Source organism: Winogradskyella sp. Asnod2-B02-A, from assembly GCF_045063645.1.
Taxonomy (GTDB): Bacteria; Bacteroidota; Bacteroidia; order Flavobacteriales; family Flavobacteriaceae; genus Winogradskyella.
The window spans coordinates 49214-74124 of the sequence record NZ_JBEFOG010000027.1 but is presented as its reverse complement, the minus strand read 5'-3'; the positions used below and the strand labels follow the sequence as shown (position 1 = coordinate 74124).

Here is a 24911-nt window from a genome sequence, read left to right as displayed (position 1 = left end):
CGATTTACGAGTTTAGTAGCAAGATGATAAAACAAATGTCATGAGACACGGAAAAAAATTCAATCACTTAGGTAGACAAACAGCACACAGAAAAGCAATGCTAGCAAATATGGCTTGTTCTTTAATAGAGCACAAGCGTATTAACACTACCGTTGCCAAGGCAAAAGCTTTAAAGCAGTTTGTAGAGCCTATGATTACAAAATCAAAGACAGATACAACTCACAACAGACGTATTGTAATGGCTAAGCTAAGACAAACGGAAGCTGTAACTGAATTGTTTAGAGATGTAGCACAAAAGATAGGTGATCGTCCAGGTGGTTATACACGTATCATTAAATTAGGAAACAGATTAGGTGATAACGCTGATATGGCAATGATAGAATTAGTTGATTACAACGAAATCTATAATGCAGGTAAAGCACCTAAGAAAACAACTCGTAGAAGTAGAAGAGGTGGTAGTAAAGCTACTACAACTCCACCAGTGGAGACTAAAGCTTCAAACGAAGAAGAATAAAAATGCAAGCAAAAAAACGAATAGAATTTAACATCATTAATGATAAAAATTTGAAGACGTTTTTAGTTTTATTTAAATCTCGATTATCGAGTGTTAATAAGCATTGATAAATATAAAGGATAGACTGTTTCAGTTTATCCTTTTTTTTTGGACTTTTGCAAAGTTTAGAATAACGATTTGGGCGTTACCCAACAAGTTTTTAAGAAAACTTATTCGGTCGCGCTTTCACTACTCGCTCTCTGCGAGGAGCTCAAACAAACCGTTCAATCACTAACGCAAACAAATAAGGTTGTAAATAACCTATAGTAAAATAAGTAAAAACATCGGTTTAATAGCTATAAACGATTCAACGCAACAACAATGAAATACAAACAAAGAAAAAAAGCCCTTATTCTTTTAGCAGACGGAACAATTTTTCATGGTAAGTCCATAGGAAAAGATGGTTCTGCTTTTGGTGAAGTTTGTTTTAATACTGGTACAACCGGTTATCAAGAAATATTCACCGATCCTTCTTATTATGGTCAACTTATGGTAACCACCAATGCTCATATTGGAAATTACGGAACTAAGGAGATAGAAAGTGAATCTGAGGATGTTAAAATAGCAGGATTAATTTGTAAAAATTTCAGCTTTAATTATTCAAGACCAGCAGCAGATGCTTCCTTAGAAGAGTTCTTTGATAAACATAATACATTAGCCATTGCAGATGTAGATACTAGAGCGTTGGTGAGCTACATTAGAGATAATGGAGCAATGAATGCTGTAATTACTACAGAAATCGATAAATTAGAAACACTAAAGCAACAATTAGCGGAATTACCTTCAATGAAAGGTTTAGAATTAGCATCTAAAGTATCTACCAAAGAGCCTTATTTTGTAGGTAACGAAAATGCAACTTATAAAATTGCGGCTTTAGATATTGGTATAAAGAAGAATATCCTTAGAAATTTAGTTAGTAGAGATGCTTACGTTAAAGTATTTCCATATAATGCAAAGTTCGAAGAATTAGAAGCATTTAATCCAGATGGTTATTTTTTATCTAATGGACCTGGTGATCCAGAACCATTAGTAGATGCTATTAATTTGGCTAAAGAAATTATTGCAAAAAATAAACCATTATTTGGGATCTGTTTAGGACATCAGGTTATTGCTTTAGCTAATGGAATTTCAACTTATAAAATGCATAATGGTCATAGAGGTATCAATCACCCTGTAAAGAACTTAATTACAGGTAAAGGTGAAATTACCTCTCAAAATCATGGATTTGCTATTAATAGAGAAGAAACCGAAGCTAATAGTAATGTAGAGATTACTCATGTGCATTTAAACGATGATACCGTTGCCGGAATAAAAATAAAAGACAAAAACTGTTTCTCAGTCCAGTATCATCCAGAAGCAAGTCCTGGTCCAAATGATTCATTATATCTATTTGATCAATTTTTACATAATATTAAAAATAAATAATAACAAAAACGCAATAAAATAGCTCTTTTATTGCGTTTTTTTAGTTACGAAAACATTATAGTAAATATTAATAGGAAATATGATTTTTGTTATGTTTTGCGCTGTAGAATTTCGTAAATTTGATAAGAAATCAACATTAAAAATAATATAAAAATGAGCATTATAATCAATTTACACGCGAGACAAATATTTGATTCTAGAGGGAATCCAACAGTAGAAGTTGATGTTACAACAGAAAACGGTATTATGGGTAGAGCAGCAGTGCCATCTGGTGCATCTACAGGAGAACATGAAGCTGTTGAATTACGTGATGGTGGAGATACTTACATGGGAAAAGGAGTATTAAAAGCCGTTGAAAATGTAAACTCTGCGATTGCTCAAGAGTTATTAGGTGTTTCTGTTTTTGAACAAAACGCTATTGACCAAATGATGATCGAATTAGATGGTACTCCAAACAAATCAAAATTAGGAGCTAATGCAATATTAGGTGTTTCTTTAGCTGTTGCTAAAGCAGCTGCTAATGAATTAGGCATGCCATTATACAGATACGTAGGTGGTGTTTCTGCCAATACTTTACCATTACCAATGATGAATATCATTAATGGTGGTTCTCATAGTGATGCACCTATTGCATTTCAAGAATTTATGATTATGCCTGTAAAAGCAAAAAACTTTACACAAGCAATGCAAATGGGAACTGAGATTTTCCACAATCTTAAAAAGGTATTACACGATAGAAATTTAAGTACTGCAGTAGGTGATGAAGGTGGTTTTGCACCAAACTTACCAGGCGGAACAGAAGATGCATTAGATACCATTAAAAAAGCTGTTGAAAAAGCAGGTTATACATTTGGTGATGAAATCAAAATTGCTTTAGATTGTGCTTCTGCTGAATTTTTTGTAGATGGAAAATATGATTACACTAAATTTGAAGGTGATAAAGGTGTTATTAGAAATTCAAAAGAACAAGCTGAATATTTAGCTGAATTAACTAAGAAATATCCAATTATCTCTATTGAAGATGGAATGGATGAAAATGACTGGGAAGGAACTAAATACCTTACTGAATTAATTGGAGATACAGTACAATTAGTAGGTGATGATTTATTTGTTACTAATGTAGAGCGTTTAGCTAGAGGTATCAAAGAAGGTATTGCTAATTCAATTCTTATTAAAGTAAACCAAATTGGTTCTTTAACGGAAACTATAGCTGCTGTTAATATGGCTAAAAATGCTGGTTACACCACTGTAATGTCTCATAGATCTGGTGAAACAGAAGATAATACTATTGCAGATTTAGCTGTAGCATTAAACTGTGGACAAATAAAAACAGGTTCTGCTTCTCGTAGTGATCGTATGGCTAAGTACAACCAGTTATTACGTATCGAAGAAGAATTAGGAAGTGTTGCTTATTTTCCTGGAGCAAATGCTTTTAAAGTAAAAGCATAAGTTTTCAAACTTATTATAAATACTAAACCATCTAAAATTTAATTTTTAGATGGTTTTTTGCGTTTAATCAAACGTATAAACAATACCATTTGTTAATTCATACTGTGTTTTAGGAATACCAATAATAGGGTTTGCATCAAAATTATAAGTAAACGTCGTTTTAAAGAGTAAGTTTTTCAATACTTTAATACCAATAGACGTTTCATTAGAAATTCTAAAATCAGAAAATTGCTTCAATAATGGTTGGTAATATGTTGTACTTACTAAAGATATATTTTCTAAAGGATATAAACTACAAGAAAAGTATGTACTGCCTCTGAAATCTCTTAGTATTTTTATGGAATCTTCCGAAGCTTCTTCATGTTCAAACATAAAGAGTGTGCCTAAATAAAGTCTATATTTATCACTTTTTGAGAGTTTAAAACGTGGTCCAATACCCAATAATCCTCGAAATTTTATATCAGAAATAGCATCGTATTGACTTTGAACAAAGACCTCTAGCTTTAAGCGGTTTAAAATTTTTCTATTATATCTTATATGCTGTATCCCTTTATTTACAAATGAATTACCTTCAATTTTATCTAATTTAAGGTCATTCACAAACAAATACAAGTTCTTATATGTGTTGTACTGAAGTCTTATTTTATTGCTGATTTTAAAAATAGATTTTGTGTTTTTTATAAGTCCAATATCTAAGTTTGTCGCTCCAGACCATTTAGATGTATCAGAAACGCGTCTTAATGATTCTACATTTACAATTTGAGCATAATTAATATGGTAACCTAGAATTGAAAAAAAAACAAATAAAATAAAGTGTTTCATAATGCGTAAATAAATGCAAAAATAGTTCGATTTTTTAGCTTAAAGGTTTAAAAATAGTAGCATTTCTAAACTTCTATTTTTAAATGTTAAAACGGTTATAAATCTACTTTCGAAATCGTTTGATATTTCGTAAATTTACATTCCTTATAAATTATTAAAATCCGAAAAGAAAATATGTCAGATAAAGCTATATTAGAAATTAATGGTGAAAAGTATGAGTTCCCAATTATAATTGGAACAGAACAAGAAGTCGCTATTGATATAAAAAGTTTAAGAGGTGAAACAGAAGGTGTTATTACTTTAGATCCAGGTTATAAGAACACTGGAAGTTGCGAAAGCGCTATTACTTTTCTAGATGGTGAAAAAGGTATCTTGAGGTATAGAGGCTATTCTATTGAAGAACTTGCTGAAAATGCTAGCTTTTTGGAGGTCGTTTATCTACTTATTTTTGGGGAGTTACCAAATAAAGAAACATTAGATAAGTTTCATGAAGATATAAAGTCGCATTCAGTTGTAGATGATGATTTAAAAAAGATATTAGATGCTTTTCCAAAATCAGCACATCCAATGGGTGTTTTATCTTCATTAACTAGTGCGCTTACTGCATTTTACCCATCTTCTGTATATGTAGCATCAGAAGAAGCTATGTATAATTCTATAGTAACAATTTTAGGTAAATTCCCTGTTATTGTGGCTTGGACTATGCGTAAAAAACAAGGTTTACCACTAGAATATGGTGATGACAAATTAGGTTATGTTGAAAATATCCTGAAAATGATGTTTAAAAGCCCAAATGGTGATTACGTTCAGAATCCAATTTTGGTAAGCGCTTTAAATAAACTTTTAATTTTACATGCAGATCATGAGCAAAATTGTTCTACATCTACAGTGAGAATTACAGGTTCATCGCATGCCGGACTTTTTGTATCACTTGCTTCTGGTATCTCTGCACTCTGGGGACCATTGCATGGAGGAGCTAATCAAGCTGTTTTAGAAATGTTAGAAGCCATAAAAGCAGATGGTGGAGATACTAAAAAATATATGGCTAAGGCAAAGGATAAAAATGATCCTTTCCGTTTAATGGGATTTGGTCATAGAGTTTACAAAAACTTTGATCCTAGAGCACTTATTATTAAGCAAGCAGCAGAAGATGTATTAGCAGATTTAGGTATAGAAGACCCTATTTTAGATATCGCCAAAGGTTTAGCAAAAGAAGCTTTAGAAGATCCATATTTTGTAGATAGAAAATTATATCCAAATGTAGATTTCTATTCTGGTATCATTTATAGAGCTATGGGAATTCCTGTAGAAATGTTCACTGTTATGTTTGCATTAGGACGTTTACCAGGTTGGATAGCACAGTGGAAGGAAATGCGTTCACGTAAAGAGCCAATTGGTCGTCCTAGACAGTTATATATTGGTGAAACATATAGACCTTTTTCAACAATTGATAAGAGATAAATTATTATAATATTTCTATAAAAGCTTCATATGTATTATGGAGCTTTTTCTATTTTTAGCATTATGAAGTTAAACATTCAAAACGAAACGTCTCGCCTCAAAGCTGTTATTTTGGGTATAGCAGAAAGTATTGGTCCAGTGCCATCAATAGAAGACGCTTACGACCCTAAATCAGTTCAGCATATAAAAGCTGGTACATACCCTAAAGAAAGTGATATGGTTAAGGAAATGGAAGCCGTAGCTGCTGTGTTTAAAAAATATGATGTAAAAGTCTATAGACCAAAGGTAATTAAGGATTATAATCAGATATTTTCTAGAGATATTGCCTTTGTTATTGAAGATAAATTAATAGAAGCGAATATTTTACCAGATCGCGAGCGTGAGTATGAAGCTATTCAGCATGTCTTAGATGAAATAGGCGAGGAGAATATTATTGTATTGCCAGAAGAATGCCACGTAGAAGGTGGTGATGTAATGCCTTGGAATGATTATATTTTCATAGGTACTTATTCTGGTGAGGATTATTCTGATTATATTACGGCTAGGACTAATATGGATGCCGTAATTGCTATTCAAGAATTATTTCCTAATAAAACAGTTAAAGCTTTTGAGTTGAGAAAGTCTAATACAGATCCAAAAGAAAATGCCTTACATCTAGATTGTTGCTTTCAACCTATAGGAAAAGATAAAGCGATTCTTCATAAAAATGGTTTTTTAATTGAAAAGGAATATCAATGGCTAGTAGATTTCTTTGGTGAGGATAAGATATTCGAAATTACAAAAGAAGAAATGTATCATATGAATAGTAACATCTTTTCAATCTCAGAAGAAGTTATTATTTCTGAAAAAAACTTCACAAGATTAAATACTTGGTTAAGGCAAAAAGGCTTTATAGTTGAAGAAGTACATTATTCGGAAATAGCAAAACAAGAAGGTTTATTACGTTGTTCTACATTACCTTTAGTAAGGGAATAAATTATTTGCGATACAAAAAGTAGTTGGTAACAAGATTAATATACTCTTGTTTGGCTTCGTCCCTTGTAATATCTTTTACTTGGAAAAGTGCATTGGCCTTAAATGCATTAATAATTGGTTTACGACTACTCGGTTGATCGTAATTATTAGTCGCTTTTTTATAATAAGCATATAGGCGCAATAAGAAATCAGCAGGGAAAGGCTCTATATGGTCGTTTACACGATCTACGGCTGCAATAAACTCTATATCTAATTCCTCTGATGTCATTAAATCTCTGCAATGATACTTTCTCCTCCTTTAACTTTTTGGTTAAGCTCTACTTTAATATCTGCATCTAAAGGTAAGAATAAATCAACACGCGACCCAAATTTTATAAATCCAGAGTCAGCACCTTGTTCTACTTTATCGTTTACTTTTGCGTAGTTAACAATTCGTCTAGCAAGTGCACCTGCAATCTGTCTATATAGTACTTTTCCAAAATGTTCATTTTCTACAACTACAGTTGTACGCTCGTTTTCTTCACTTGCTTTTGGATGCCAAGCTACTAAATATTTACCAGGATGATATTTGCTAAAAGTAACATTACCAGCAATTGGATAACGCGTTACATGTACATTAATAGGTGACATAAATACAGAAACCTGAATACGCTTATCCTTAAAAAATTCATTCTCTTCTACTTCCTCAATAACAACAACTTTACCATCAACAGGAGATAATGCCTGTTTTTCGTTGACGTGTGTATTTCGTTTTGGGTTTCTAAAAAATTGTAAAATTAAGATGAAGAAAACTAATATGGTTAGCATTAGTCCTTTTCGAATCCATTCGTTTGTAATAAACTCATCTATTAAAAAAAATGAACCTACAACGAGGACTAGTGTAATAAAAATAATTTTATGGCCTTCTTTATGAAACATGAGTTGAAATTCTTAAAAATAAATAAATAAATGGTGAAGCAAATATAATACTATCTAATCTGTCTAGCAGTCCTCCATGACCTGGCATAATAATACCACTATCTTTAACGCCAGCTTGACGCTTAAACTTAGATTCAATTAAATCACCAAAAGTACCTAAAACACTAACAACAATTGCTAATATTAACCATGGAGTAAATCCAAGTGCTTCTGTGTATATCGCAATAAAGTGACTAGATATGCAGGCAAAAAATAAGCCGCCTAAGAAACCTTCTATTGTTTTTTTAGGAGATATACTTGGGAATAATTTTTGTTTTCCGAAGTTTTTACCCACTAAATACGCTGCACTATCGTTAACCCAAATAAGTATAAATCCACCTAATAATAATTCTGGTGTAAATACGTAATTATAGTTTGCAATTAATAGCATAAAAACAAAACCACTAGATAAATAAAACGTAGAGGCAATATAGCGCTTAACTTTAAAAAGAGGAATTCTCTTTGAAGTAAACAAATCTTTAATTAAAATTAAATTTACAAATATGGTAATGACTAATAAAATTTGAATGGCTTCGTCATTAAAAGATATATCAGTATTTTTTATACACATATACCAAAATCCTCCGTAAATAATAAAGAAAATAATGTACTGAACTAATGATTTAAGTCTAATCAGGTTGCTAAATTCGGATAGAGATATAATACCAAATATGGCAATTAGAATAACAGAAGCTTCTTGTACAAATAAAGAACCTATAAGTAGTAAAACATATACAGCACCAGAAATGGCTCTTATAGCTACCTCTTTCATTATAAATCTTCTAATAAAAGTAAATATAGATTTTTAGAACTGCTACCATAAGTTAAAAAGTCTTTGTCGTCAGCGGTTTTAAAATGCTTAATGGTAGTGATGTTTGTAGGTATTGTAACTTTGTTTTTAGCTTTTATCCCTTTAAGGCCTTCTCCAATGGTTTCTACAAACTGACTGGTTGTTGCATAAATAATAAAGTGATCAGGAAGTTCAATTAATTTTTTTTCAGCAATTTGATTTGATGAAATTAATAAAGAACCATCATCAGAAATTAAATATTCGCAAGTTGATAAAAAATAAGTGCTTTCAGATAGTTTTTTTGTGCTGTTAAGATTAAAAGTTTTGAATAATTCTGTTAAACGTTGGTCAAATAGAAAGACTTTATCGTTTTGCCAATTATTTTCTTTCAAGATAGCATCAAAACTTTCTTTTACTTCATCAAAATTTTCGCAATATAAAAATTTTCCTCCGTTAGCTTTAAAGTTAATGGTAAAGCGTTCATCAACAGGTAGCTTAACTTCGGGCATATATTTGCCTCGCTCTTGATTTGGTATGTGTTCTTCAGTCTTTTCAGACTTTTTTCCGAAGAATTTACGAAATAAGCTCATTCAATAGTTGCTATTAATCCTGTCGTTTATGTTATTTTCAAATATAAAAAAACTTAAATTAACATTGGGTTAATTTAAGTTTTTTATAAGAACTCATTTAAAGTTTTGTTTTTAGGAGAAAACGATCACTTTGATAAGTTAAATCAACTTTATAGTGTGACGATAAAGCAATTTATAAAAGTGAAATTTTAAATGAATTCTATCTTTTTTTAAGAATTGTCTATTCTTCCTCTTCGTTAATAATAGCCGAGTTTTCAAAAGCACGTTTTCCAAAGATTTTTTCAAGATTATCTTTAAAAATAACTTCTTTATCTAAAAGCACTTCTGCCAATTCAGTAAGCTTATCCTTGTTTTTCTCTAATAAAGCAATAGCTCGTTGATATTGTTTTTCTATAATATCTGAGATTTCTTTATCAATTAGCTCAGCTGTTTTTTCGCTATAAGGTTTTGTGAACCCGTATTCAGATTGCCCTGAAGAATCATAATATGTTAAGTTACCTACTTTGTCACTTAAACCATAAACGGTTACCATGGCTCTAGCTTGTTTGGTTACTTTTTCTAAGTCACTTAAAGCTCCAGTAGAAATCTTATCGAAAATTACTTTTTCTGCAGCTCTACCACCTAAAGCAGCACACATTTCATCTAGCATTTGTTCTGGGTGAACAATTAAGCGTTCTTCTGGTAAATACCATGCAGCACCTAAAGAACGTCCTCTAGGTACAATAGTTACTTTTACTAAAGGAGCAGCATGCTCAAGCATCCAACTTACAGTTGCATGACCAGCTTCATGGAAAGCAACAGCTCTCTTTTCTGCTGGAGTAATAATTTTATTTTTCTTCTCTAAACCTCCAATAATTCTATCTACTGCATCTAAGAAATCTTGCTTGTTTACAGCTTTCTTTCCTTTTCTAGCAGCAATTAAAGCCGCTTCATTACAAACGTTGGCAATATCTGCACCAGAGAAACCAGGTGTTTGTTTTGCTAAGAAATCAATATCTAAAGTTTCTTCTTTTTTTAGTGGACGTAAATGCACTTCAAAAATTTCTTTACGCTCTCTTACATCTGGAAGATCTACATAAATTTGACGGTCAAAACGACCTGCTCTCATTAATGCACTATCTAAAACGTCAGCTCTGTTTGTTGCAGCTAACACTATTACGTTAGTGTTAGTACCAAAACCATCCATCTCTGTTAAAAGTTGGTTTAATGTGTTCTCACGTTCATCATTAGAACCAGACATGTTATTTTTTCCTCTAGCTCTACCAATAGCATCAATCTCATCAATAAAAATAATTGAAGGTGATTTCTCCTTAGCTTGTTTAAATAAGTCTCTTACTCTAGATGCACCAACACCAACAAACATCTCTACAAAATCTGATCCAGATAGAGAAAAGAATGGTACTTGAGCTTCACCAGCAACAGCTTTAGCCAATAAGGTTTTACCTGTACCAGGAGGTCCTACTAGTAAGGCTCCTTTAGGAATTTTACCACCTAAAGAGGTGTATTTTTCTGGGAATTTTAAAAAGTCTACAATTTCTTGTACTTCTTCTTTAGCTCCTTCTAAACCAGCAACATCTTTAAATGATGTTTTGGTATCTATTTTTTCGTCAAAGAGTTTAGCTTTAGATTTTCCGATATTAAAAATCTGTCCGCCAGCGCCTCCGCCTCCGCCTCCAGACATACGTCTCATAATGAAGATCCACACACCAATGATTAAAACAAAAGGTAATAATGTGAGCAGTAAATCACCCCAAACATTTTGTTCGGAATCAAATGCTACATTAACATCTACGTTATCTTCTGTTTTGATTTTAGCGATTTCTTCTTGAAATAATTTTAAATCACCAAACTCAAACTGATAGTTAGGACCCGTTGCTACCGAAGGTAATAAAGATTTTTGCTTCGATTTTTTATGAACATCTTGTTCTTGAGCTTCTTTAGTTAAATAAACTCTTGCAATACGGTTGTTTATGATTTCAACCTTGTCTACGTCACCATTTTTTAGATATTGAAAAAATTCTGCTGGTGTAGTTTTACTACCAGAAGTATCTCCAAAACCACCAGAAAACACTTGGATCGCTAAGAATACTGCTATAATTATTCCGTAAATCCAGTACGGACTTACCTTAGGTTTTTTATTTAAATTTTTATTGTCTTTTGCCATTATAAGCGTTTCTCTTTTTTAGTAACTCGTTTCTATTTTGGTGATTTTTGCATCTCCCCAAAGACCTTCAATGTCGTAATATTCTCGTATTTGTTTTTGAAACACATGCACTACAACATTAACATAATCCATTAAAACCCATTCAGCATTGTCCGTACCCTCAATATGCCAAGGTTTATCTTTCAGTGCTTTGCTAACTTGTTTTTGTATGGAACCAACGATTGCGTTTACTTGCGTATTTGAAGAACCTTCGCAAATTATAAAATAATCACAAACCGTATTTTCTATCTCTCTTAGGTCTAATATTGTTATCTCTTTTCCCTTTACTTCTTCTATGCCACCAATAATACTTGTTATAAGTTGGTCTACAGGGATTTTATCTTTTGTCATTAAATAGTATTAATTTTTGCAAAGTTATTATTTTTTTAGTTCTTTTAAGCTCTAATTGTCATAAGAAAACTATAAATTATAATTGCTTAGTTAATGTATATTATCAAACTTAATGCCATTGCCTCTACAAATACTTATCTAAAGGATTTGGCGTCAGTTGCGTTACCTAAAGATTATACTATTGTTGTTGCCGAAAAACAAACGCATGGTAGAGGGCAAATGGGTGCGAAATGGCAATCTGAAATTGGTAAAAACCTCACAGCGAGTGTGTTTAAAAGATTGCCTTCCGTTAATGTTAGCGATCAATTTTACATTAGTATGGCTGTTTCTTTGGCAATCTATAAAGCTTTAAGCGTCTTTAAAATACCTAAATTACGTATAAAATGGCCTAACGACATTTTGTCAGCAGATACTAAATTGTGTGGTATTTTAATTGAAAATGTCATAAAAAACAATAGTATTCAAGGTTCAATAATTGGATTTGGGCTTAATTTAAATCAGAAATTTTTTGATAATTTACCAAATGCTTCGTCAATGAGCTTAATAACAGGTTCGATTTATAATAAAGATGAAGTGCTTTTTGAAGTATTAAAACAATTGAAAATTTATTTCAATTTATTAGAATCAAAAAAATACGCTCAGCTAAAATTAGAATACGAAAGTCTTTTATTTAGAAAAGAAAAGCCTTCAACTTTTAGAACGTCTAAAAATGAAAGCTTTTCTGGTATTATTAAAGGTGTAACTGAATATGGACACCTGCAAGTTTGGATAGAAGATGAAATAATTAAAACTTTTGATCTAAAAGAAATAAAATTATTATTCTAAATCGCGGTTTTCATATTAGTTGCTAAAGTATCTATAAATTTACTAATAGGTCCTTTTATCATCATGGCCATCATGGCATTGAATTCACCTTCAAAATTTAATTTTACATCAGATTTATTTGGTTCTATTTCAGTAATATCTGCGATGAGGGCAAAATCTAATTTTCCGCCTGCAGCACCTAATACAATTTTGTTGTTAGCTATAGCTTCCTTTTTCTTCAATATAATTTCTGGCATTCCTTTTAATGCAAATAGAAACTTATCATTTTCTAAAACTTCAAATTTGCTTATGTTTTCTGGCATTAAACTTTCAAAATTTTTAACATCTGAAAGAAAATTGAAGGTTTCTTCTGCGGATTTATCTAAGGTAACTTTTGGTGATTCTAATTTCATTGTGTTTTTTATTAATGTGTTTGTTGTGAAATTGCTTAGTTGCTATTCAACTTAACAACTTTACCTTAATAGACTATCAATTAGCGTTCCATTTACTAGGATTAGCATTCCATTGTGCTAAAATGTCTTGTTGCTCTTTAGTGATATAAAAAGTATCTACAGCTTGTTCCAACAAATTTTCGTAATTACCAAGTGTGTGTAATTCTACATTGGCATTTTTAAAATTCTCAGCGGCAATATCAAAACCATAAGAGAAAATAGCGACCATGCCTTTAACGTTAACTTCAGCTTCATTTAGTGCTTTTACCGCATTAAGGCTACTCATGCCTGTACTAATTAAGTCTTCTACTACAACTACGGTTTGTCCTTTCTCAATGTAACCTTCAATTTGGTTTTGGCGACCATGCTTTTTTGCTTCGGGTCTAACATATACAAAAGGAAGGTTTAAATAGTCGGCAACTAAAGCTCCGATACCAATTGCTCCTGTAGCAACACCAGCAATAACGTCTGGTTTACCGTATAATTCTTCTATATTTCGCGCAATAGACTCTCTAATATAGTTTCTAATTGTAGGGAATGATAATACAATTCTATTATCGCAATAAATTGGCGATTTCCATCCAGAAGCCCATGTGAAAGGGGCGTTTGGTTGCAACTTTATTGCATTAATCTGAAGTAAAACTTCTGCTGTTTTTTTGGCAGTATCTTTGTTAAAAATCATAATACAAAAATAATGAAATTTAAAGTTTAGAAAATTTTAATCGAAAATAAATTTCATTTCAAATAGTTTGTCATAAAAAATAATATTTTTACAAAAGGAAAGCTGAAATATATCCAAGAAATGTATACTATTTATGTAGGCGATAAACCTATTATTTTAACTACAGAAAACACAAAGGAAACTGATTTTAAATCTTTTCTTTTGAAGTCGGTAAATATTGGTAAGGTTATAAAAACCTTAAATAATACAGATTTAAAAGCGGTACACTTAATTCATAAGAATGAAGATAAACTGCTTAAAAAGTTTTTAACACTTTTGCCTAATGTTGTTGCAGGTGGCGGAAAAGCGTACAATGCTAAAAACGAAATTCTTTTTATTTATAGAAATGATAAATGGGATTTACCCAAAGGAAAAGCTGAACGTAAAGAAACAATAGAACAAACAGCAATACGTGAAGTAGAAGAGGAGACAGGAGTACAGGGTTTAAAAATTGTAAAACCATTACCTACAACATATCATATTTTTAAGCGAAATGGTAAGCACAGGATAAAAGTGACTTATTGGTTTGAGATGAAAACAGATTTTGAAGGAGAGCTATTTCCTCAAGAAAATGAAGGTATTACTAAGGTAGAATGGTTAGATGCAAAGGAGTCTCAAAAGGCTTTGGAAAATAGTTATGCTAATATTAGAATATTGGTTTAGTGACATTTATTGGTTCTGAGATATTAGCAATACAATTTTTTTATACTAACTCTAGATAACTATAACTTTATGTTTTTATGAGTTTAGAGTAGTTGTAATTAGTTATCTAAAGCATTATATATGGTTTGTTTTAATTTTGAGTCTAAACTATTTTTTAAAGCATATTTCTGATTTATCTCAATTTCAATACCCAAATAATTTACTGGAAACTGCTTTCTTAAAAAAGTAGTTAAACCATCTGCTTTTCCAAGATATGGATAATTATATCGCACATTTAAATTTGGGTTTTGTTGTAAAAGTTTTGCTTTAAGTTGTTTGCAAAACTCTTGTTCCTTTTTTTTACGAGAATCATATAATAATCCTATGTCACATTTGCGTTCGTCTCCATTAAGGTTTGGAGTGAAACTATGAATAGATAAATGCAAAACTTGCTGATTGCTTTTAATATACTCAGCTATTTTATATTCAACGTTAGTTCTATAAGGGATATAATATTTTTGTAGAATTTCTGATTTCTCCTTTTTAGATAAACCTCTAGTAAATTCTGAAAATAAAGACTTACTAAATAAAGACCGATTTAGTTCTACTAATAACCGACTTGTTGTACTATAATATGAAGCCTCAGATAAGGACTTTAGATGTTGAAAAGCATCTAGAGCTCCCAAATCATAAGCACGATGCGTTTTTAAAACAGCTTTATTAGTGAATAGTTTTTTATAATTTTCAGGAATGTTATTTCCGCCATGTTCACAGGTTAAAATGAGTTTCACGGTTGAAATAATGTATTAGTTTTTAGACAATTTTGCATCTCACGATATACTGATATAATGTGTTCTTCAGACGTGTTGTTGCCAATCGATTTTAAGAGTCGTGTTGCCAAAGTGCCTTCTTCCAAAATGAACTCAATAGCTTGGTGGTGCGATTTGTGCAATTTTGGTTTTACGGCTAGATATAACTGTTTCCAAACGTTATTTACGGTTGAAACCTTTTTAATTCCAAATAATTTTAAATACTCAAGATTCTTAATTTTTGAATTTTCAGCATGTTTTATAGCATCATTAAAAATAGGGAACAATTCTTCTTTAGTCCATAGTTTTTGATCTTGAAGCGAACAAAATTCTTTGTTTACTAAGGCTTTTAAAACTTCAATAACAAGCGCGCAAATTGCAATATCTGCTTTAGGACATTCTTGAATATCCATTAATCGAATTTCAATAGCATTACGATCAAAACGAGCAATAGCTCCACGAGAATTTAAAAAATGTTGATCTAAAATCTTATCCTTGTCATAAGGTCTAATCGCTTTTTTAATAGGTTCAAAAATCGTGGCATAATAATCTAATTTTGAAAATACACGCTCAGGAATTACCATACCAGTTAATTCAGGAATTTCTTTCTGATTGGTTTTGTAAAACTCTAATCGGGTGTCCTTAAAACCTGTAATTTTTCCTTCTAAAATTGGAGAGCTTGCACACAGGCCTGGTAATAACGGTAAAATTATTCTGATAGCTGCATGTAGTTTTTCAAATTCTTTATCGTCATAAAACGGTAAATTAATATGTGTACTTTGTACATTACTCCAACCATGACCTTTGCAATTAAATATCGTATTATAAAGTGCATACACTTCACTATAGCTGTGTTTCCAGAGTTCAGCATCTGTGTCTGGATGCATTAATGGGTGCGATGCAGAACCTAAAAGTTGTAAATTTAAGGGTTGTAAAAGCGCATCGATCTCTAAGATATTGGCATGAAATTTCTCAGCTAAATCATCAGTGTTTTTTGTTGGGCCATTAGTTTTTAGTTCAATGACGTGTGCCACTAATTCATTACTCCAAGCAATATCTCCATTTTCAATATCTGCTTTTAATTCTCCTGCTTTACTAGATAGAAGTTCATCTACTTGTGGTGCCACTTTAAAGCTGTCATTTTTGACAAGCATATATTCGAGTTCTATACCATAGACATCGAATAAGTGATATGTTTTTTTCATTGATTACGTTAAGCGTTTTTTTAATGCCGTAAGAATTTCGGTGTAAACAGCATCACCATAATAAGCGTCTTCTACACCAAAATCTATATTTGGGTTGTCATTTATTTCTATGACCATCAGTTTGTCTTCTACCACTTTTATATCAATACCGTAAAGCCCTAATCCCATTAATTTAGCAGATTTTAGTGCTATGTCAATAACGTTTTTTGGAACTTCTTCTATAGGTAAACAATCAGCATCTCCATCTTGTTCGTTTTTGTCTGTGGCTTTCCAGTTGTAAATCTGCCAATGACCTTTCGCCATATAATAGCGACAAGCGTAAAATGGTTTGTTGTCAATAATACCAATGCGCCAATCGTAATCCGAAGGACAAAACTCTTGTGCAATTATCAAATCAGATTCCTTTAGCATTTCCGTCACTAAGGTGTTGTATTCGTCTTTGTTTTTTGCCTTTTTTACACCAAAAGAAAAGGTAGAATCAGGTGCTTTTAAAACACAAGGTAATCCTGTTTGTTCTAAGACTGCATTTCTGTTATTGCTATGTACGATTACTGTTTTTGGTGTGCCAATGTTAGCATTATTCATGGCTTCTGCCATATAAACCTTGTTACAACATTTTAAAATAGCATCCGGATAATCAATTATGGCGATACCTTCTTGCTGTGCTTTTCTAGCAAAGGTGTACGCTTCATTATTTACTTCTGTACTTTGTCTCAAAAATAAAGCGTCAAATGAGGATAAGCGTGATAAATCTTTAGGCTCAATAATTTCTGCATAGATATTCATCTTTTCTGCAATGTCTATAAATTTCTTTAAAGCTTTAGAATTGCTCGGTGGAGCAGGATCTTTTGGGTTAACTAAAATAGCTAAATCGAAATCGTAATTATTAACCTTTGCTTTATCATAGCGCTTTTTGGCGAAATATTGATTCGCAAATTCATGTACGCTAGATATATGTTCTTTTGGAATTTCAGCTTCTGAAATCGCTTTAATGCTCTGTATATTCCATTTTGTAGCATGATTAAAATTTACGCGTAAAAATGGGACTTGAAAATGCTTGTAAAAAAGTGCACTCAAGTTTTTGTATTTCTGTGCTACGTTTTGCCCAAAATAAATACTCAATGTAAAATCTTGCGACTTTATGTTTTTAAGACTTTGCTGAATAACATCATCAAACTCATCAGAAACGATTCGGACTAATTTTAATGCTTTAAGATCAACAATGTTTTTTGTAGTTGGAATTGGTAAATGACCTCTGGCTTCTGCCAAAAGTGATACGTAATAGCCTTTGGATTGATATGAGTAATCCTTGCATAAATTGAAAATTCGTGCATTTTTTAATAGGGAATACTTAGGATTTGTAAGATAATCTTGAGCGGAAATTACGGTGATATTATCAATTGAAAAGTTCCATTTTTCAGGTTGATTAACAACAATGTATTTGTTCATTTAGAGCGCGTTACGCTATTATAATTTTAAACAAAATTATACTATTTTTTGATTGGTTTTACGTGTGTTGAAAACTATTTTTTTTAGTTTATTTCAGGGTTTGTTTTAGTGTCTAGTCCTGAAATATGGCTACAGGTTAAAATTGATTTGCGCTAATAATTTATACCATATGTGGTGTTTTATAGTCTAAAGATAAATGCAATTTTTGTTTTCCGCAGATAGTACATTAATTAACATTTACTTTCATGCTAACCAACCTACTAGTCCTTCCAGAAGCATCACTAACTACTAAATTAAATTCATATTCTTTATTAATTGTTTCATTAGGTCTTCCACTTAATGTCCATACACCAGGTTCTGTTTCTAAAATCGTTAACCATGCTGGGGAATTCTCTGTGGATTTAAGAGAAGTAATAGCATCACCTTCAGGATCCCAAAAATCTGTTCCTTCAACTAAAGTATGTGTATATGGAATTCCTGACACAGCATCTGGTAAGATTGTACGTTGTCTAGCCCAATTTGGCGCTCCTGGAAATTGATTAACATTTAAATAATCGTCTAACAACTCTAGTTGTATAATAGCCCAATCACGACATAAAAATTGACTGTCAAAATTATACCTACTATTAAGAGGGATTCCAAAAGATACGGCACCATTTCCTATAATCATATCACTATAATACTCTGCAAAAATGGCGTTATCAACTCCAGGTTTGGAGCCAGTATTCCATCTGGTGGTACTCATAGGTGGGTCATAATGTCCAACAACCTTATCGTCCCAAGTACGATTTGGTTTATTATGGTCATTAAGATGCGCGTAACCATTCCTTGTTGCTGTCCAATCAATAATAAATTTATTTTTGACATTGCTACCAACATTTTTACCACCGTTAAACGGATGCCCAAACATATAGTCGCAAAAAAGTGTAGCAGGTGTAAATGGGTTGTCTACCAAGTTTTTACTACCAGGTGAATTTTGAAAAGATATAGCGGCATTAGGGTTGCCTGCATGACAAGCATCTGCAAATGCCTGATAAATCCTTTGCTCATTTAAATCATCACTATCTCGATTATCTCCTCCGTATTGCCACATATATCGTCCAGAATCAAAACACCAAGCATCGATTAAATCTCCATAACGAACAGCATATTCTTTAAGTATGAATTCTGCGTAACAAAACATATACGGTCGATTTGTATTAATACCATCTGTATGATATGATTTGCTATTTATAAATTCTTGTGCGTATGGGTCTGTATCGCACCAATTCATCCATCGGTTTGTTACATCAGGAAAATCATTTGGAGAAGGTCTGCCTGCACGTCTTAGCATGTTTGAACTATTAACATATACCTGTACTTTTAATCCTGCTGCTCTTATCGCTTTTAATATATCCAAAAAAGGGTCTCTTCCAATAGAATTTCGAGGAACAACTAGGTTAATAGGGCTGCCATCACTCATATCTCCCTCCCAAAAAGATTCAATTAAGTCGTGTGGTGCGGCATGTACTGGAGTATAAATATTAGATTCATTTAAATGCAACTGAATGTAATCTACCGTTTTAAGATGACTTATTTGATTTAAAAAATGGTTAATTGTATAATTTTCACTTTCATATTTGCCATTAGCGCCTTTACCTGGTTTCCAGTTTAACCCATACGTGCCACGCATCCAATCTGCTCGTTTCCCTAAATCTGGTTGTGGCATTTGTGCTTCTATTTTATCTGTTATAAACAGTGTAAATAAAATAATAAAGAGTAATGGTTTTTTAAAATACATTATTTATAGTTTTTACATATTTTAATGATTGCCAACGGTTTATGTGCATGCTTAATTGCTTGATGTACTAAGTTAGCTAAAACGGATGAACGTGAGGAGAATTAAGAGAATTTTCAGATTGGACGGTAGAAACTCTAGCCATAAATTATATGCGGTGTTGTAAGTAGTTATTTTCTTTTATTCAATTCAGATGTCATTATTTCATATAATTCCTCAAATTTAATTTTCAACCCATTTGTTGATATTTGAATCGGTGAGCCAAATTTTTTAAAATTAGTTTCAACGTTTTTTCTTGTTAGAGTATTTTTTTGTCTGTTGATAAAATCGTTTGGGTTATTAACAATTACTCGTATAAAATTTTGATTTACGACTTTACTTTTTTTAATACTTTCAATATTCTCCCATTTTATAAGTCCAGAGTTTATGGAAGTTGAGTTGTCATAAATTCCCTTATCATTAATTTTTATTCCGTATTTATTTTCAAAGAGCTTTTTTGCAATCAATATTCCCATGCCTCCAAAGAAGATTATAGAAAGAAATCCAATTAGTTTTCTAAAAATATTATTATTTAGTATCTCAAAATTAACAATTGGTGCATAAAAGGCAATCCATATTCCTAATAATACAAATAACAGTGAAAGTCCAACTAAACCAATAATTTTAATTTTACTAATTTCTATAATTTTTTCTTCCATTTTCGTTTTTAATTACTTGCAATACGTGTTTATGAATGGCTAGTTGCGTGGTTAAGCGACTAATTTAGGAAATAAATCACAGAAAGAATATTCCGCAATAATGTGCGTAAGTCGGCAGTGACATAGCAATTAATTATACAGGTGTTGCCAATAGTGTTTTATTCATTTATTGATATTTATAAACTTTCCCGCTATCTTGAATTTCAATTTGTTCAACGTCCTTCAAAGGAATTTCTCTTCTCAAATTCTGAAACATTCTTGACCTAGCACCTTTTAGAGTGTCATTTTCTACAATCACTGTGTCAAAAAGAAGAATGTATTTTTTTCCACTTTTTCTTGTGATTCGCATTTCCAATTTTGGTGAATTTTCTAATTCCACATTATTTCCGTTCTTATCAACAACAACTATTGATTTTACACTACTCGCCTGATATTTAAGATTCCAGTATGAAATCGGATTATTTATTTCGACATCACGTAGTTTTTCATTTCCAGATTCAGTCATTTGCTTTCTGAAACTTTCAACGGGAATTGTATATGTTTTACAAGAAAATAGTAAAAGAATAAATCCCAATATAATAAGTGTTTTAAATTTCATCGTCTAGTTCGGTTTTACATTACAGGCAACGTGATCGTGTATGATTTCGTTGCGTGTTTAAGTACTAAAGTTAGCAAATAAATCACAGATAGAAAGTCCGAGAAGACTTTCGTAAGTAGGCTATACCTAGCAATAAAATATATATATTGTTGCCATTACGTTGTTTTTATTTCAGATTATTTTTTCAGAGTTTTGAGTCAAATCGGTCTGCATTTTATTACACTAAATTCCTTTTTCTGATTTTTAACGTTTAAATGAATTCAACCACTTTTTATTTCGTTATTTCTTTCAGTTACATTTGAGTGAGTAATTCCGCAATTTGCTAAATTCCACATTCAGTCCGGTTTTAGGTTTCTATTTAGATTCCTTTTCGGATTGTTTTTTAAAGCTATAATTAAAATATAGTCCCATAAATACAGCGAAAAATAAAATCTTAAAAACAAGTTTCCATAATTCAAAATCGTCTCCATTATAATAATCTATTCCAGCTGTAGCAATTCCAAATCCAATTCCAGCAAAAATTCCAGATTTTATAGCTCTTTTTGTGTATGACTTCATAATATTAATTTAAATTTTAGTTTTGAGTTCGTTCCGCCAATGAATGCCAACGGTCTCGGCTATGAGTAGTTGCGTGGGTTAGCACTAAACTTTGCAAGTACACATCGAGTTGGAAATTCTGAAGGAATTTCCAAAGTAGGCGAGGACAAGCAATTACTTATAGCCATTGTTGTAAAACGTTTTTATTTATTCATTTGTTTTTCAAACTCACTCAATATATAATCAGCATCATTTTCGGATAGTTCATTAGGTATTAATTCGTTTGGGTCAATAGTAATCGTTTCACTTTCTTGTTTTTTAGTCTTATTAGTACAGGAAAATATTAATAAAGCAATTCCGATTACAGCAATTATTGTTAATGTTATTTTCATTCAGTTTAAATGTTTTACAACTCGTATTATGTTCAATAAATATATGCTTATCATGTATTATTTAAGGGATATCGTTAGTTTTTATTTTAAGCGATAAACAGGATATTGTAAATGAGCAGACTCATAATGTTTACTTTGCTTATGCAACCAATCTAATTGCGCATACCAGTTATTTGCAAAATCTTCATCGTAACTAATTTTTACATTGTATTCTATTTGAAGTTTTGGGTTTTCATCTAAAAGTTGTTTTGCTCTGTCTTCCCAAACATAGGGAGAAAAGCCTTCTTTTTGTTGTAAAATGGTATCGAAGAAATTCCAGTTAAAAAATGAATCCGTAGCAGAAGGTTCTAACGTTTCCAATAAATAACGTATGGCTTTTTGGTTCGTATAAATGAGATAATCTCCTTTTCGGAATTTTACTTTTTCATTTGAAGTATTTACGTTTGTATTATAATGTGCGTAATGACCTTCGTATGGAGAAGTACGAGTTTCGTAGCTTCCGATTTTATAGGATTCAACAGTTACGGTGGTATCGTTTTTAAATTTTGTAAACTCTACATTATTCAGTTTTAATAAATCAATGACATTGTACCAACCTTGAGGTATAATGTATGCTTTAGGAATTGTAATTGAATCTGTTGCTTTGAAATAGTTTTGATACAAAACGTCTTTAGTAAATGGTTTTGATCTATCGTATTTTAAGCGTTTGGCTCCTGTAAATTCACTTGGAACCATTTCTCCTTCATAACCTTTAAATTTTAAGGTAGATGATTTTGTGGTGTCAACTACCCAATTTAATGGATACTTATTTCCAGCAGACCATAATTTGGTTTGTGTCAGTCTAAGGTGTGCGATTTTTTCTCCTTGCTCTTCGGTAATTTCAATAATGCTTTTCATTAATTCGTAAGTACCTTCTACACGTTGTTTGTATGGTTTTAACATGTGTGTTTCTACCATTACGCCAAGTGTGTTAAACAACGTAGTATAACCTGTAGAGTATCTAGGAGAGTCTAAAAATTGTGTGAATCCAGAATCTGGAGTTCTATTAAATACATTAACATAAGGTGTAATGTCCCAAGATTTTGCTTTTAGTTTTTCTTCTAATGTTGGCATCATTTCAGTATGTATAAATTCGCCAAGACTACCTCCTAGTTTATTGTGCTGTGTAAATAAATGGGTCAATGTATATTGATAATCTGCTCCGTTACTTACGTGGTTATCTATAAATACGTCTGGTTGCACCAAATGAAAAATTTGAGTAAAGGTTTTGGCGTTTTTAGTATCTGCTTTTATGAAATCTCGATTGAGATCATAGTTTCTTGCATTACCTCTAAATCCGTATGCTTTTGGGCCATTTTGGTTGGTTCGAGTTGTAGAATTACGGTTTAAACTGCCTCCAACATTATATATAGGTATGGTAACTAAAATGGTGTTTTTTGGAGCTTCAACTTCACCTTGAACCAAATCTCTAAAGAGCATCATGGTGGCATCAATACCATCAGATTCGCCTGGGTGAATACCATTGTTTATTAATATTATTCTGTTGTTTTGTTGAAGGTTTTCAAAATTATTACCAGAGCCTTTCATATTTAAGGTGACCATATGAAGCGGTTTTCCCGAATCTGTAGCTCCAATTTCTTTCATTGAAATTTCTGGGTAACTGTCTGCTAAATCTTGGTAATATTTAATAGTTTCGTGGTAAGTTGCTGTCTCTAAGCCTTTACTTTTTTCAAAAACAGTAGTGAAATCTATTGAAATTTTTTTTTCTTCTGAATCTTGTGTTTCTGTTTTATCATTACACGAGAAAAGAATCAGGAAAAGGAAGGTGAGCTTTTTCATTATAATATATTTGTCCTAAAATTACTTATATTTATTGATATGAAATCACATCAATTAAGCTTTGGCAAAATTATTATCCTTAAGCCTAATCTTGCAGAAGTTATAATTAATGAAGAAGTTCTAATGGATTTGAAAATGGTAGATGAATATCATACTTTTTTGTTAACTCATTTAGAAGCACCTTTTTCTCTCCTTGTAAACAAAAAGTTTTCTTATGCCTATACGTATAAAGCTCAAAAAACTATTGCGACTTTAAAAGAAATTAAAGCTATGGCTGTTGTTGTAGAAGATTTTAATGCAAAAATTTCTACTAATTTTTTAATTGGTATTAATAAAGAGCACAATTGGAATATTAAGACTTTTAGACTAAGAGACGAAGCCTTAGAATGGTTAGAAAATGAAGATTAATTTATGATAGTTTTCGTTTTAAAAAACAATAACTTTGCATAAGTTTTATCACTTTATATTCTTATGCAACAAACTACAAATACCATATTAATGATTCGTCCGGTAAGTTTTAGGATGAACGAGCAAACGGCTGTCAATAATTATTTTCAAGAAGATTTGAATTTAAAAAATGCCGAAATAAATATAAAAGCACAAGAAGAGTTTGATGCTTTTGTAGAAAAATTACGCTCAGTTGGTATTGATGTAGTGGTAGAAGAGGATGATAAATTAAATGATACACCAGATTCTATTTTTCCTAATAATTGGGTGAGTTTTCATGGTAATGGTGATGTTGCTAAATATCCAATGTTTGCCGAAAATAGAAGGCGCGAACGTAGAGATGAGGTTTTTATAAGATTAGAAGAAGAAGGCTTTGTTATAGAAAATATTGTTGATTATACGTCTGCAGAACATGAAGGTTTCTTTTTAGAAGGTACCGGAAGTATGGCTTTAGATCGTGAAAATAGAATAGCCTATTGTGCTTTATCTGCTAGAGCTGATGAAGAGTTGTTTATTGAATTCTGTGAGGATTTTGAATACACTCCTGTTATTTTTACGGCATACCAAACAGTAAAAGGAAAGCGTTTACCCATTTACCATACCAATGTAATGATGTGTTTGGCAGAAACGTTTTCTGTGATTTGTCTAGATAGCATTGATGATAAAAAGGAGCGTAAAAATGTGGTAAAACATTTAAAGCAAGATGGTAAAGAAATTATTTCTATAACAGAAGCTCAAATGCATCAGTTTGCTGGGAATATGCTTCAACTTAAAGGTGAAAACGAACAGCGTTATTTAGTAATGAGTGAAGCTGCCCATAAAAGTTTAACACCTCATCAAATTTCTAGTATTGAGAAACACTGTCCTATAATTTCTAGTTCATTAGAAACTATTGAAACTTGTGGTGGTGGCAGTGCACGTTGTATGATGGCAGAGGTGTTTCTTCCAAAAAATTAAGCCCATTG

At 31.7% G+C, this 24911-nt stretch carries 27 protein-coding genes; 9 read left to right on the top strand and 18 right to left on the bottom strand.

Annotated features, from left to right (window positions below; all coding sequences use genetic code 11):
- Window positions 1-40: 40 nt before the first annotated feature.
- The 3 genes from rplQ to eno all read left to right on the top strand — a co-directional run bounded on the left by rplQ (window position 41) and on the right by eno (window position 3427).
- Complete coding sequence (gene rplQ / locus ACJJVO_RS08475; RefSeq protein WP_405572866.1) at window positions 41-514, top strand: 50S ribosomal protein L17; 474 nt, start codon at window positions 41-43, stop codon at window positions 512-514.
- Between the two features lie 360 nt (window positions 515-874).
- Window positions 875-1978: a glutamine-hydrolyzing carbamoyl-phosphate synthase small subunit gene (gene carA, locus ACJJVO_RS08470; RefSeq protein WP_405572864.1), complete on the top strand. Its 1104-nt coding sequence runs from the start codon at window positions 875-877 to the stop codon at window positions 1976-1978.
- Window positions 1979-2131: 153 nt separating this feature from the next.
- Entirely contained in the window at window positions 2132-3427 is a 1296-nt protein-coding gene (eno, locus tag ACJJVO_RS08465) for a phosphopyruvate hydratase (protein WP_405572861.1), read from the top strand.
- Window positions 3428-3490: 63 nt separating this feature from the next.
- Here the strand turns inward: eno and ACJJVO_RS08460 are convergent, their stop codons facing one another.
- Window positions 3491-4249, bottom strand: coding sequence for a DUF481 domain-containing protein (locus ACJJVO_RS08460; RefSeq protein WP_405572859.1), 759 nt, complete (start codon window positions 4247-4249; stop codon window positions 3491-3493).
- A 174-nt stretch (window positions 4250-4423) separates the two neighbouring features.
- Between ACJJVO_RS08460 and ACJJVO_RS08455 the strand changes: the two genes are divergently transcribed.
- Both ACJJVO_RS08455 and ACJJVO_RS08450 read left to right on the top strand, forming a co-directional pair.
- Window positions 4424-5710, top strand: coding sequence for a citrate synthase (locus ACJJVO_RS08455; RefSeq protein WP_405572857.1), 1287 nt, complete (start codon window positions 4424-4426; stop codon window positions 5708-5710).
- Between the two features lie 60 nt (window positions 5711-5770).
- Window positions 5771-6685: a dimethylarginine dimethylaminohydrolase family protein gene (locus tag ACJJVO_RS08450; RefSeq protein ID WP_405576920.1), complete on the top strand. Its 915-nt coding sequence runs from the start codon at window positions 5771-5773 to the stop codon at window positions 6683-6685.
- Window position 6686: 1 nt separating this feature from the next.
- Here the strand turns inward: ACJJVO_RS08450 and ACJJVO_RS08445 are convergent, their stop codons facing one another.
- The 6 genes from ACJJVO_RS08445 to rsfS form a co-directional block, all read right to left on the bottom strand.
- Window positions 6687-6953 carry an acyl-CoA-binding protein gene (locus ACJJVO_RS08445; protein WP_405572854.1) on the bottom strand — a complete coding sequence of 89 codons (267 nt, stop codon included), beginning with the start codon at window positions 6951-6953 and terminating at the stop codon, window positions 6687-6689.
- The gene (locus tag ACJJVO_RS08440) at window positions 6953-7603 is read right to left on the bottom strand and encodes a phosphatidylserine decarboxylase family protein (RefSeq protein ID WP_405572852.1); all 651 of its coding nucleotides are present in this window, start codon (window positions 7601-7603) and stop codon (window positions 6953-6955) included. The genes ACJJVO_RS08445 and ACJJVO_RS08440 overlap by 1 nt, the downstream gene beginning before the upstream one ends.
- On the bottom strand, window positions 7593-8414 hold the full coding sequence (locus ACJJVO_RS08435; protein ID WP_405572850.1) for a phosphatidate cytidylyltransferase: 822 nt from the start codon (window positions 8412-8414) through the stop codon (window positions 7593-7595). The genes ACJJVO_RS08440 and ACJJVO_RS08435 overlap by 11 nt, the downstream gene beginning before the upstream one ends.
- Window positions 8414-9022, bottom strand: a complete 609-nt coding sequence (locus ACJJVO_RS08430; RefSeq protein WP_405572847.1) for an LUD domain-containing protein — start codon at window positions 9020-9022, stop codon at window positions 8414-8416. The genes ACJJVO_RS08435 and ACJJVO_RS08430 overlap by 1 nt, the downstream gene beginning before the upstream one ends.
- 220 nt (window positions 9023-9242) lie before the next feature.
- The gene (gene ftsH / locus ACJJVO_RS08425) at window positions 9243-11186 is read right to left on the bottom strand and encodes an ATP-dependent zinc metalloprotease FtsH (protein WP_405572845.1); all 1944 of its coding nucleotides are present in this window, start codon (window positions 11184-11186) and stop codon (window positions 9243-9245) included.
- 18 nt (window positions 11187-11204) lie between these two features.
- A complete protein-coding gene (rsfS, locus tag ACJJVO_RS08420) occupies window positions 11205-11576 on the bottom strand; it encodes a ribosome silencing factor (protein WP_405572842.1) in 372 nt (123 codons plus the stop codon).
- 93 nt (window positions 11577-11669) lie between these two features.
- Between rsfS and ACJJVO_RS08415 the strand changes: the two genes are divergently transcribed.
- On the top strand, window positions 11670-12401 hold the full coding sequence (locus ACJJVO_RS08415) for a biotin--[acetyl-CoA-carboxylase] ligase (protein WP_405572840.1): 732 nt from the start codon (window positions 11670-11672) through the stop codon (window positions 12399-12401).
- Here the strand turns inward: ACJJVO_RS08415 and ACJJVO_RS08410 are convergent.
- Together ACJJVO_RS08410 and pyrE are read right to left on the bottom strand one after the other, a co-directional pair.
- Entirely contained in the window at window positions 12398-12793 is a 396-nt protein-coding gene (locus tag ACJJVO_RS08410; protein WP_405572838.1) for an SRPBCC family protein, read from the bottom strand. The genes ACJJVO_RS08415 and ACJJVO_RS08410 overlap by 4 nt on opposite strands.
- A gap of 76 nt (window positions 12794-12869) precedes the next feature.
- Window positions 12870-13514, bottom strand: coding sequence for an orotate phosphoribosyltransferase (gene pyrE, locus ACJJVO_RS08405; protein ID WP_405572835.1), 645 nt, complete (start codon window positions 13512-13514; stop codon window positions 12870-12872).
- A 120-nt stretch (window positions 13515-13634) separates the two neighbouring features.
- On the opposite strand from pyrE, the gene ACJJVO_RS08400 reads away from it, so the two are divergent.
- Window positions 13635-14216 (top strand): NUDIX hydrolase, encoded by a 582-nt coding sequence (locus tag ACJJVO_RS08400; protein ID WP_405572833.1) that lies wholly within the window; start codon window positions 13635-13637, stop codon window positions 14214-14216.
- Between the two features lie 98 nt (window positions 14217-14314).
- Here the strand turns inward: ACJJVO_RS08400 and ACJJVO_RS08395 are convergent, their stop codons facing one another.
- The 9 genes from ACJJVO_RS08395 to ACJJVO_RS08355 form a co-directional block, all read right to left on the bottom strand.
- Window positions 14315-14986, bottom strand: coding sequence for an N-formylglutamate amidohydrolase (locus ACJJVO_RS08395; RefSeq protein WP_405572831.1), 672 nt, complete (start codon window positions 14984-14986; stop codon window positions 14315-14317).
- Window positions 14983-16209 (bottom strand): glutamate-cysteine ligase family protein, encoded by a 1227-nt coding sequence (locus ACJJVO_RS08390; protein WP_405572829.1) that lies wholly within the window; start codon window positions 16207-16209, stop codon window positions 14983-14985. The genes ACJJVO_RS08395 and ACJJVO_RS08390 overlap by 4 nt, the downstream gene beginning before the upstream one ends.
- 3 nt (window positions 16210-16212) lie before the next feature.
- Window positions 16213-17658 carry a RimK family protein gene (locus tag ACJJVO_RS08385; protein WP_405572827.1) on the bottom strand — a complete coding sequence of 482 codons (1446 nt, stop codon included), beginning with the start codon at window positions 17656-17658 and terminating at the stop codon, window positions 16213-16215.
- 226 nt (window positions 17659-17884) lie between these two features.
- Window positions 17885-19438 (bottom strand): Ig domain-containing protein, encoded by a 1554-nt coding sequence (locus ACJJVO_RS08380; protein ID WP_405572825.1) that lies wholly within the window; start codon window positions 19436-19438, stop codon window positions 17885-17887.
- Between the two features lie 167 nt (window positions 19439-19605).
- Window positions 19606-20133, bottom strand: a complete 528-nt coding sequence (locus ACJJVO_RS08375) for an STM3941 family protein (protein WP_405572823.1) — start codon at window positions 20131-20133, stop codon at window positions 19606-19608.
- A 166-nt stretch (window positions 20134-20299) separates the two neighbouring features.
- Window positions 20300-20731: a hypothetical protein gene (locus tag ACJJVO_RS08370; RefSeq protein WP_405572821.1), complete on the bottom strand. Its 432-nt coding sequence runs from the start codon at window positions 20729-20731 to the stop codon at window positions 20300-20302.
- A 354-nt stretch (window positions 20732-21085) separates the two neighbouring features.
- The gene (locus tag ACJJVO_RS08365) at window positions 21086-21289 is read right to left on the bottom strand and encodes a hypothetical protein (RefSeq protein WP_405572818.1); all 204 of its coding nucleotides are present in this window, start codon (window positions 21287-21289) and stop codon (window positions 21086-21088) included.
- A gap of 182 nt (window positions 21290-21471) precedes the next feature.
- Complete coding sequence (locus ACJJVO_RS08360; RefSeq protein WP_405572816.1) at window positions 21472-21660, bottom strand: hypothetical protein; 189 nt, start codon at window positions 21658-21660, stop codon at window positions 21472-21474.
- A gap of 81 nt (window positions 21661-21741) precedes the next feature.
- Entirely contained in the window at window positions 21742-23499 is a 1758-nt protein-coding gene (locus ACJJVO_RS08355) for a M14 family metallopeptidase (protein ID WP_405572813.1), read from the bottom strand.
- A 39-nt stretch (window positions 23500-23538) separates the two neighbouring features.
- On the opposite strand from ACJJVO_RS08355, the gene ACJJVO_RS08350 reads away from it, so the two are divergent.
- Complete coding sequence (locus ACJJVO_RS08350; protein WP_405572810.1) at window positions 23539-23907, top strand: hypothetical protein; 369 nt, start codon at window positions 23539-23541, stop codon at window positions 23905-23907.
- A gap of 63 nt (window positions 23908-23970) precedes the next feature.
- The gene (gene ctlX, locus ACJJVO_RS08345; protein ID WP_405572807.1) at window positions 23971-24903 is read left to right on the top strand and encodes a citrulline utilization hydrolase CtlX; all 933 of its coding nucleotides are present in this window, start codon (window positions 23971-23973) and stop codon (window positions 24901-24903) included.
- The last annotated feature ends 8 nt before the right edge of the window (window positions 24904-24911 follow it).

Coding starts and splice junctions, on each gene's coding strand:
- rplQ (WP_405572866.1), top strand. CDS start 41: ATGAGACACGGAAAAAAATTCAATCACTTAGGTAGACAAACAGCACAC.
- carA (WP_405572864.1), top strand. CDS start 875: ATGAAATACAAACAAAGAAAAAAAGCCCTTATTCTTTTAGCAGACGGA.
- eno (WP_405572861.1), top strand. CDS start 2,132: ATGAGCATTATAATCAATTTACACGCGAGACAAATATTTGATTCTAGA.
- ACJJVO_RS08460 (WP_405572859.1), bottom strand. CDS start 4,249: ATGAAACACTTTATTTTATTTGTTTTTTTTTCAATTCTAGGTTACCAT.
- ACJJVO_RS08455 (WP_405572857.1), top strand. CDS start 4,424: ATGTCAGATAAAGCTATATTAGAAATTAATGGTGAAAAGTATGAGTTC.
- ACJJVO_RS08445 (WP_405572854.1), bottom strand. CDS start 6,953: ATGACATCAGAGGAATTAGATATAGAGTTTATTGCAGCCGTAGATCGT.
- ACJJVO_RS08440 (WP_405572852.1), bottom strand. CDS start 7,603: ATGTTTCATAAAGAAGGCCATAAAATTATTTTTATTACACTAGTCCTC.
- ACJJVO_RS08435 (WP_405572850.1), bottom strand. CDS start 8,414: ATGAAAGAGGTAGCTATAAGAGCCATTTCTGGTGCTGTATATGTTTTA.
- ACJJVO_RS08430 (WP_405572847.1), bottom strand. CDS start 9,022: ATGAGCTTATTTCGTAAATTCTTCGGAAAAAAGTCTGAAAAGACTGAA.
- ftsH (WP_405572845.1), bottom strand. CDS start 11,186: ATGGCAAAAGACAATAAAAATTTAAATAAAAAACCTAAGGTAAGTCCG.
- rsfS (WP_405572842.1), bottom strand. CDS start 11,576: ATGACAAAAGATAAAATCCCTGTAGACCAACTTATAACAAGTATTATT.
- ACJJVO_RS08415 (WP_405572840.1), top strand. CDS start 11,670: ATGTATATTATCAAACTTAATGCCATTGCCTCTACAAATACTTATCTA.
- ACJJVO_RS08410 (WP_405572838.1), bottom strand. CDS start 12,793: ATGAAATTAGAATCACCAAAAGTTACCTTAGATAAATCCGCAGAAGAA.
- pyrE (WP_405572835.1), bottom strand. CDS start 13,514: ATGATTTTTAACAAAGATACTGCCAAAAAAACAGCAGAAGTTTTACTT.
- ACJJVO_RS08400 (WP_405572833.1), top strand. CDS start 13,635: ATGTATACTATTTATGTAGGCGATAAACCTATTATTTTAACTACAGAA.
- ACJJVO_RS08390 (WP_405572829.1), bottom strand. CDS start 16,209: ATGAAAAAAACATATCACTTATTCGATGTCTATGGTATAGAACTCGAA.
- ACJJVO_RS08385 (WP_405572827.1), bottom strand. CDS start 17,658: ATGAACAAATACATTGTTGTTAATCAACCTGAAAAATGGAACTTTTCA.
- ACJJVO_RS08380 (WP_405572825.1), bottom strand. CDS start 19,438: ATGTATTTTAAAAAACCATTACTCTTTATTATTTTATTTACACTGTTT.
- ACJJVO_RS08375 (WP_405572823.1), bottom strand. CDS start 20,133: ATGGAAGAAAAAATTATAGAAATTAGTAAAATTAAAATTATTGGTTTA.
- ACJJVO_RS08370 (WP_405572821.1), bottom strand. CDS start 20,731: ATGAAATTTAAAACACTTATTATATTGGGATTTATTCTTTTACTATTT.
- ACJJVO_RS08365 (WP_405572818.1), bottom strand. CDS start 21,289: ATGAAGTCATACACAAAAAGAGCTATAAAATCTGGAATTTTTGCTGGA.
- ACJJVO_RS08360 (WP_405572816.1), bottom strand. CDS start 21,660: ATGAAAATAACATTAACAATAATTGCTGTAATCGGAATTGCTTTATTA.
- ACJJVO_RS08355 (WP_405572813.1), bottom strand. CDS start 23,499: ATGAAAAAGCTCACCTTCCTTTTCCTGATTCTTTTCTCGTGTAATGAT.
- ACJJVO_RS08350 (WP_405572810.1), top strand. CDS start 23,539: ATGAAATCACATCAATTAAGCTTTGGCAAAATTATTATCCTTAAGCCT.
- ctlX (WP_405572807.1), top strand. CDS start 23,971: ATGCAACAAACTACAAATACCATATTAATGATTCGTCCGGTAAGTTTT.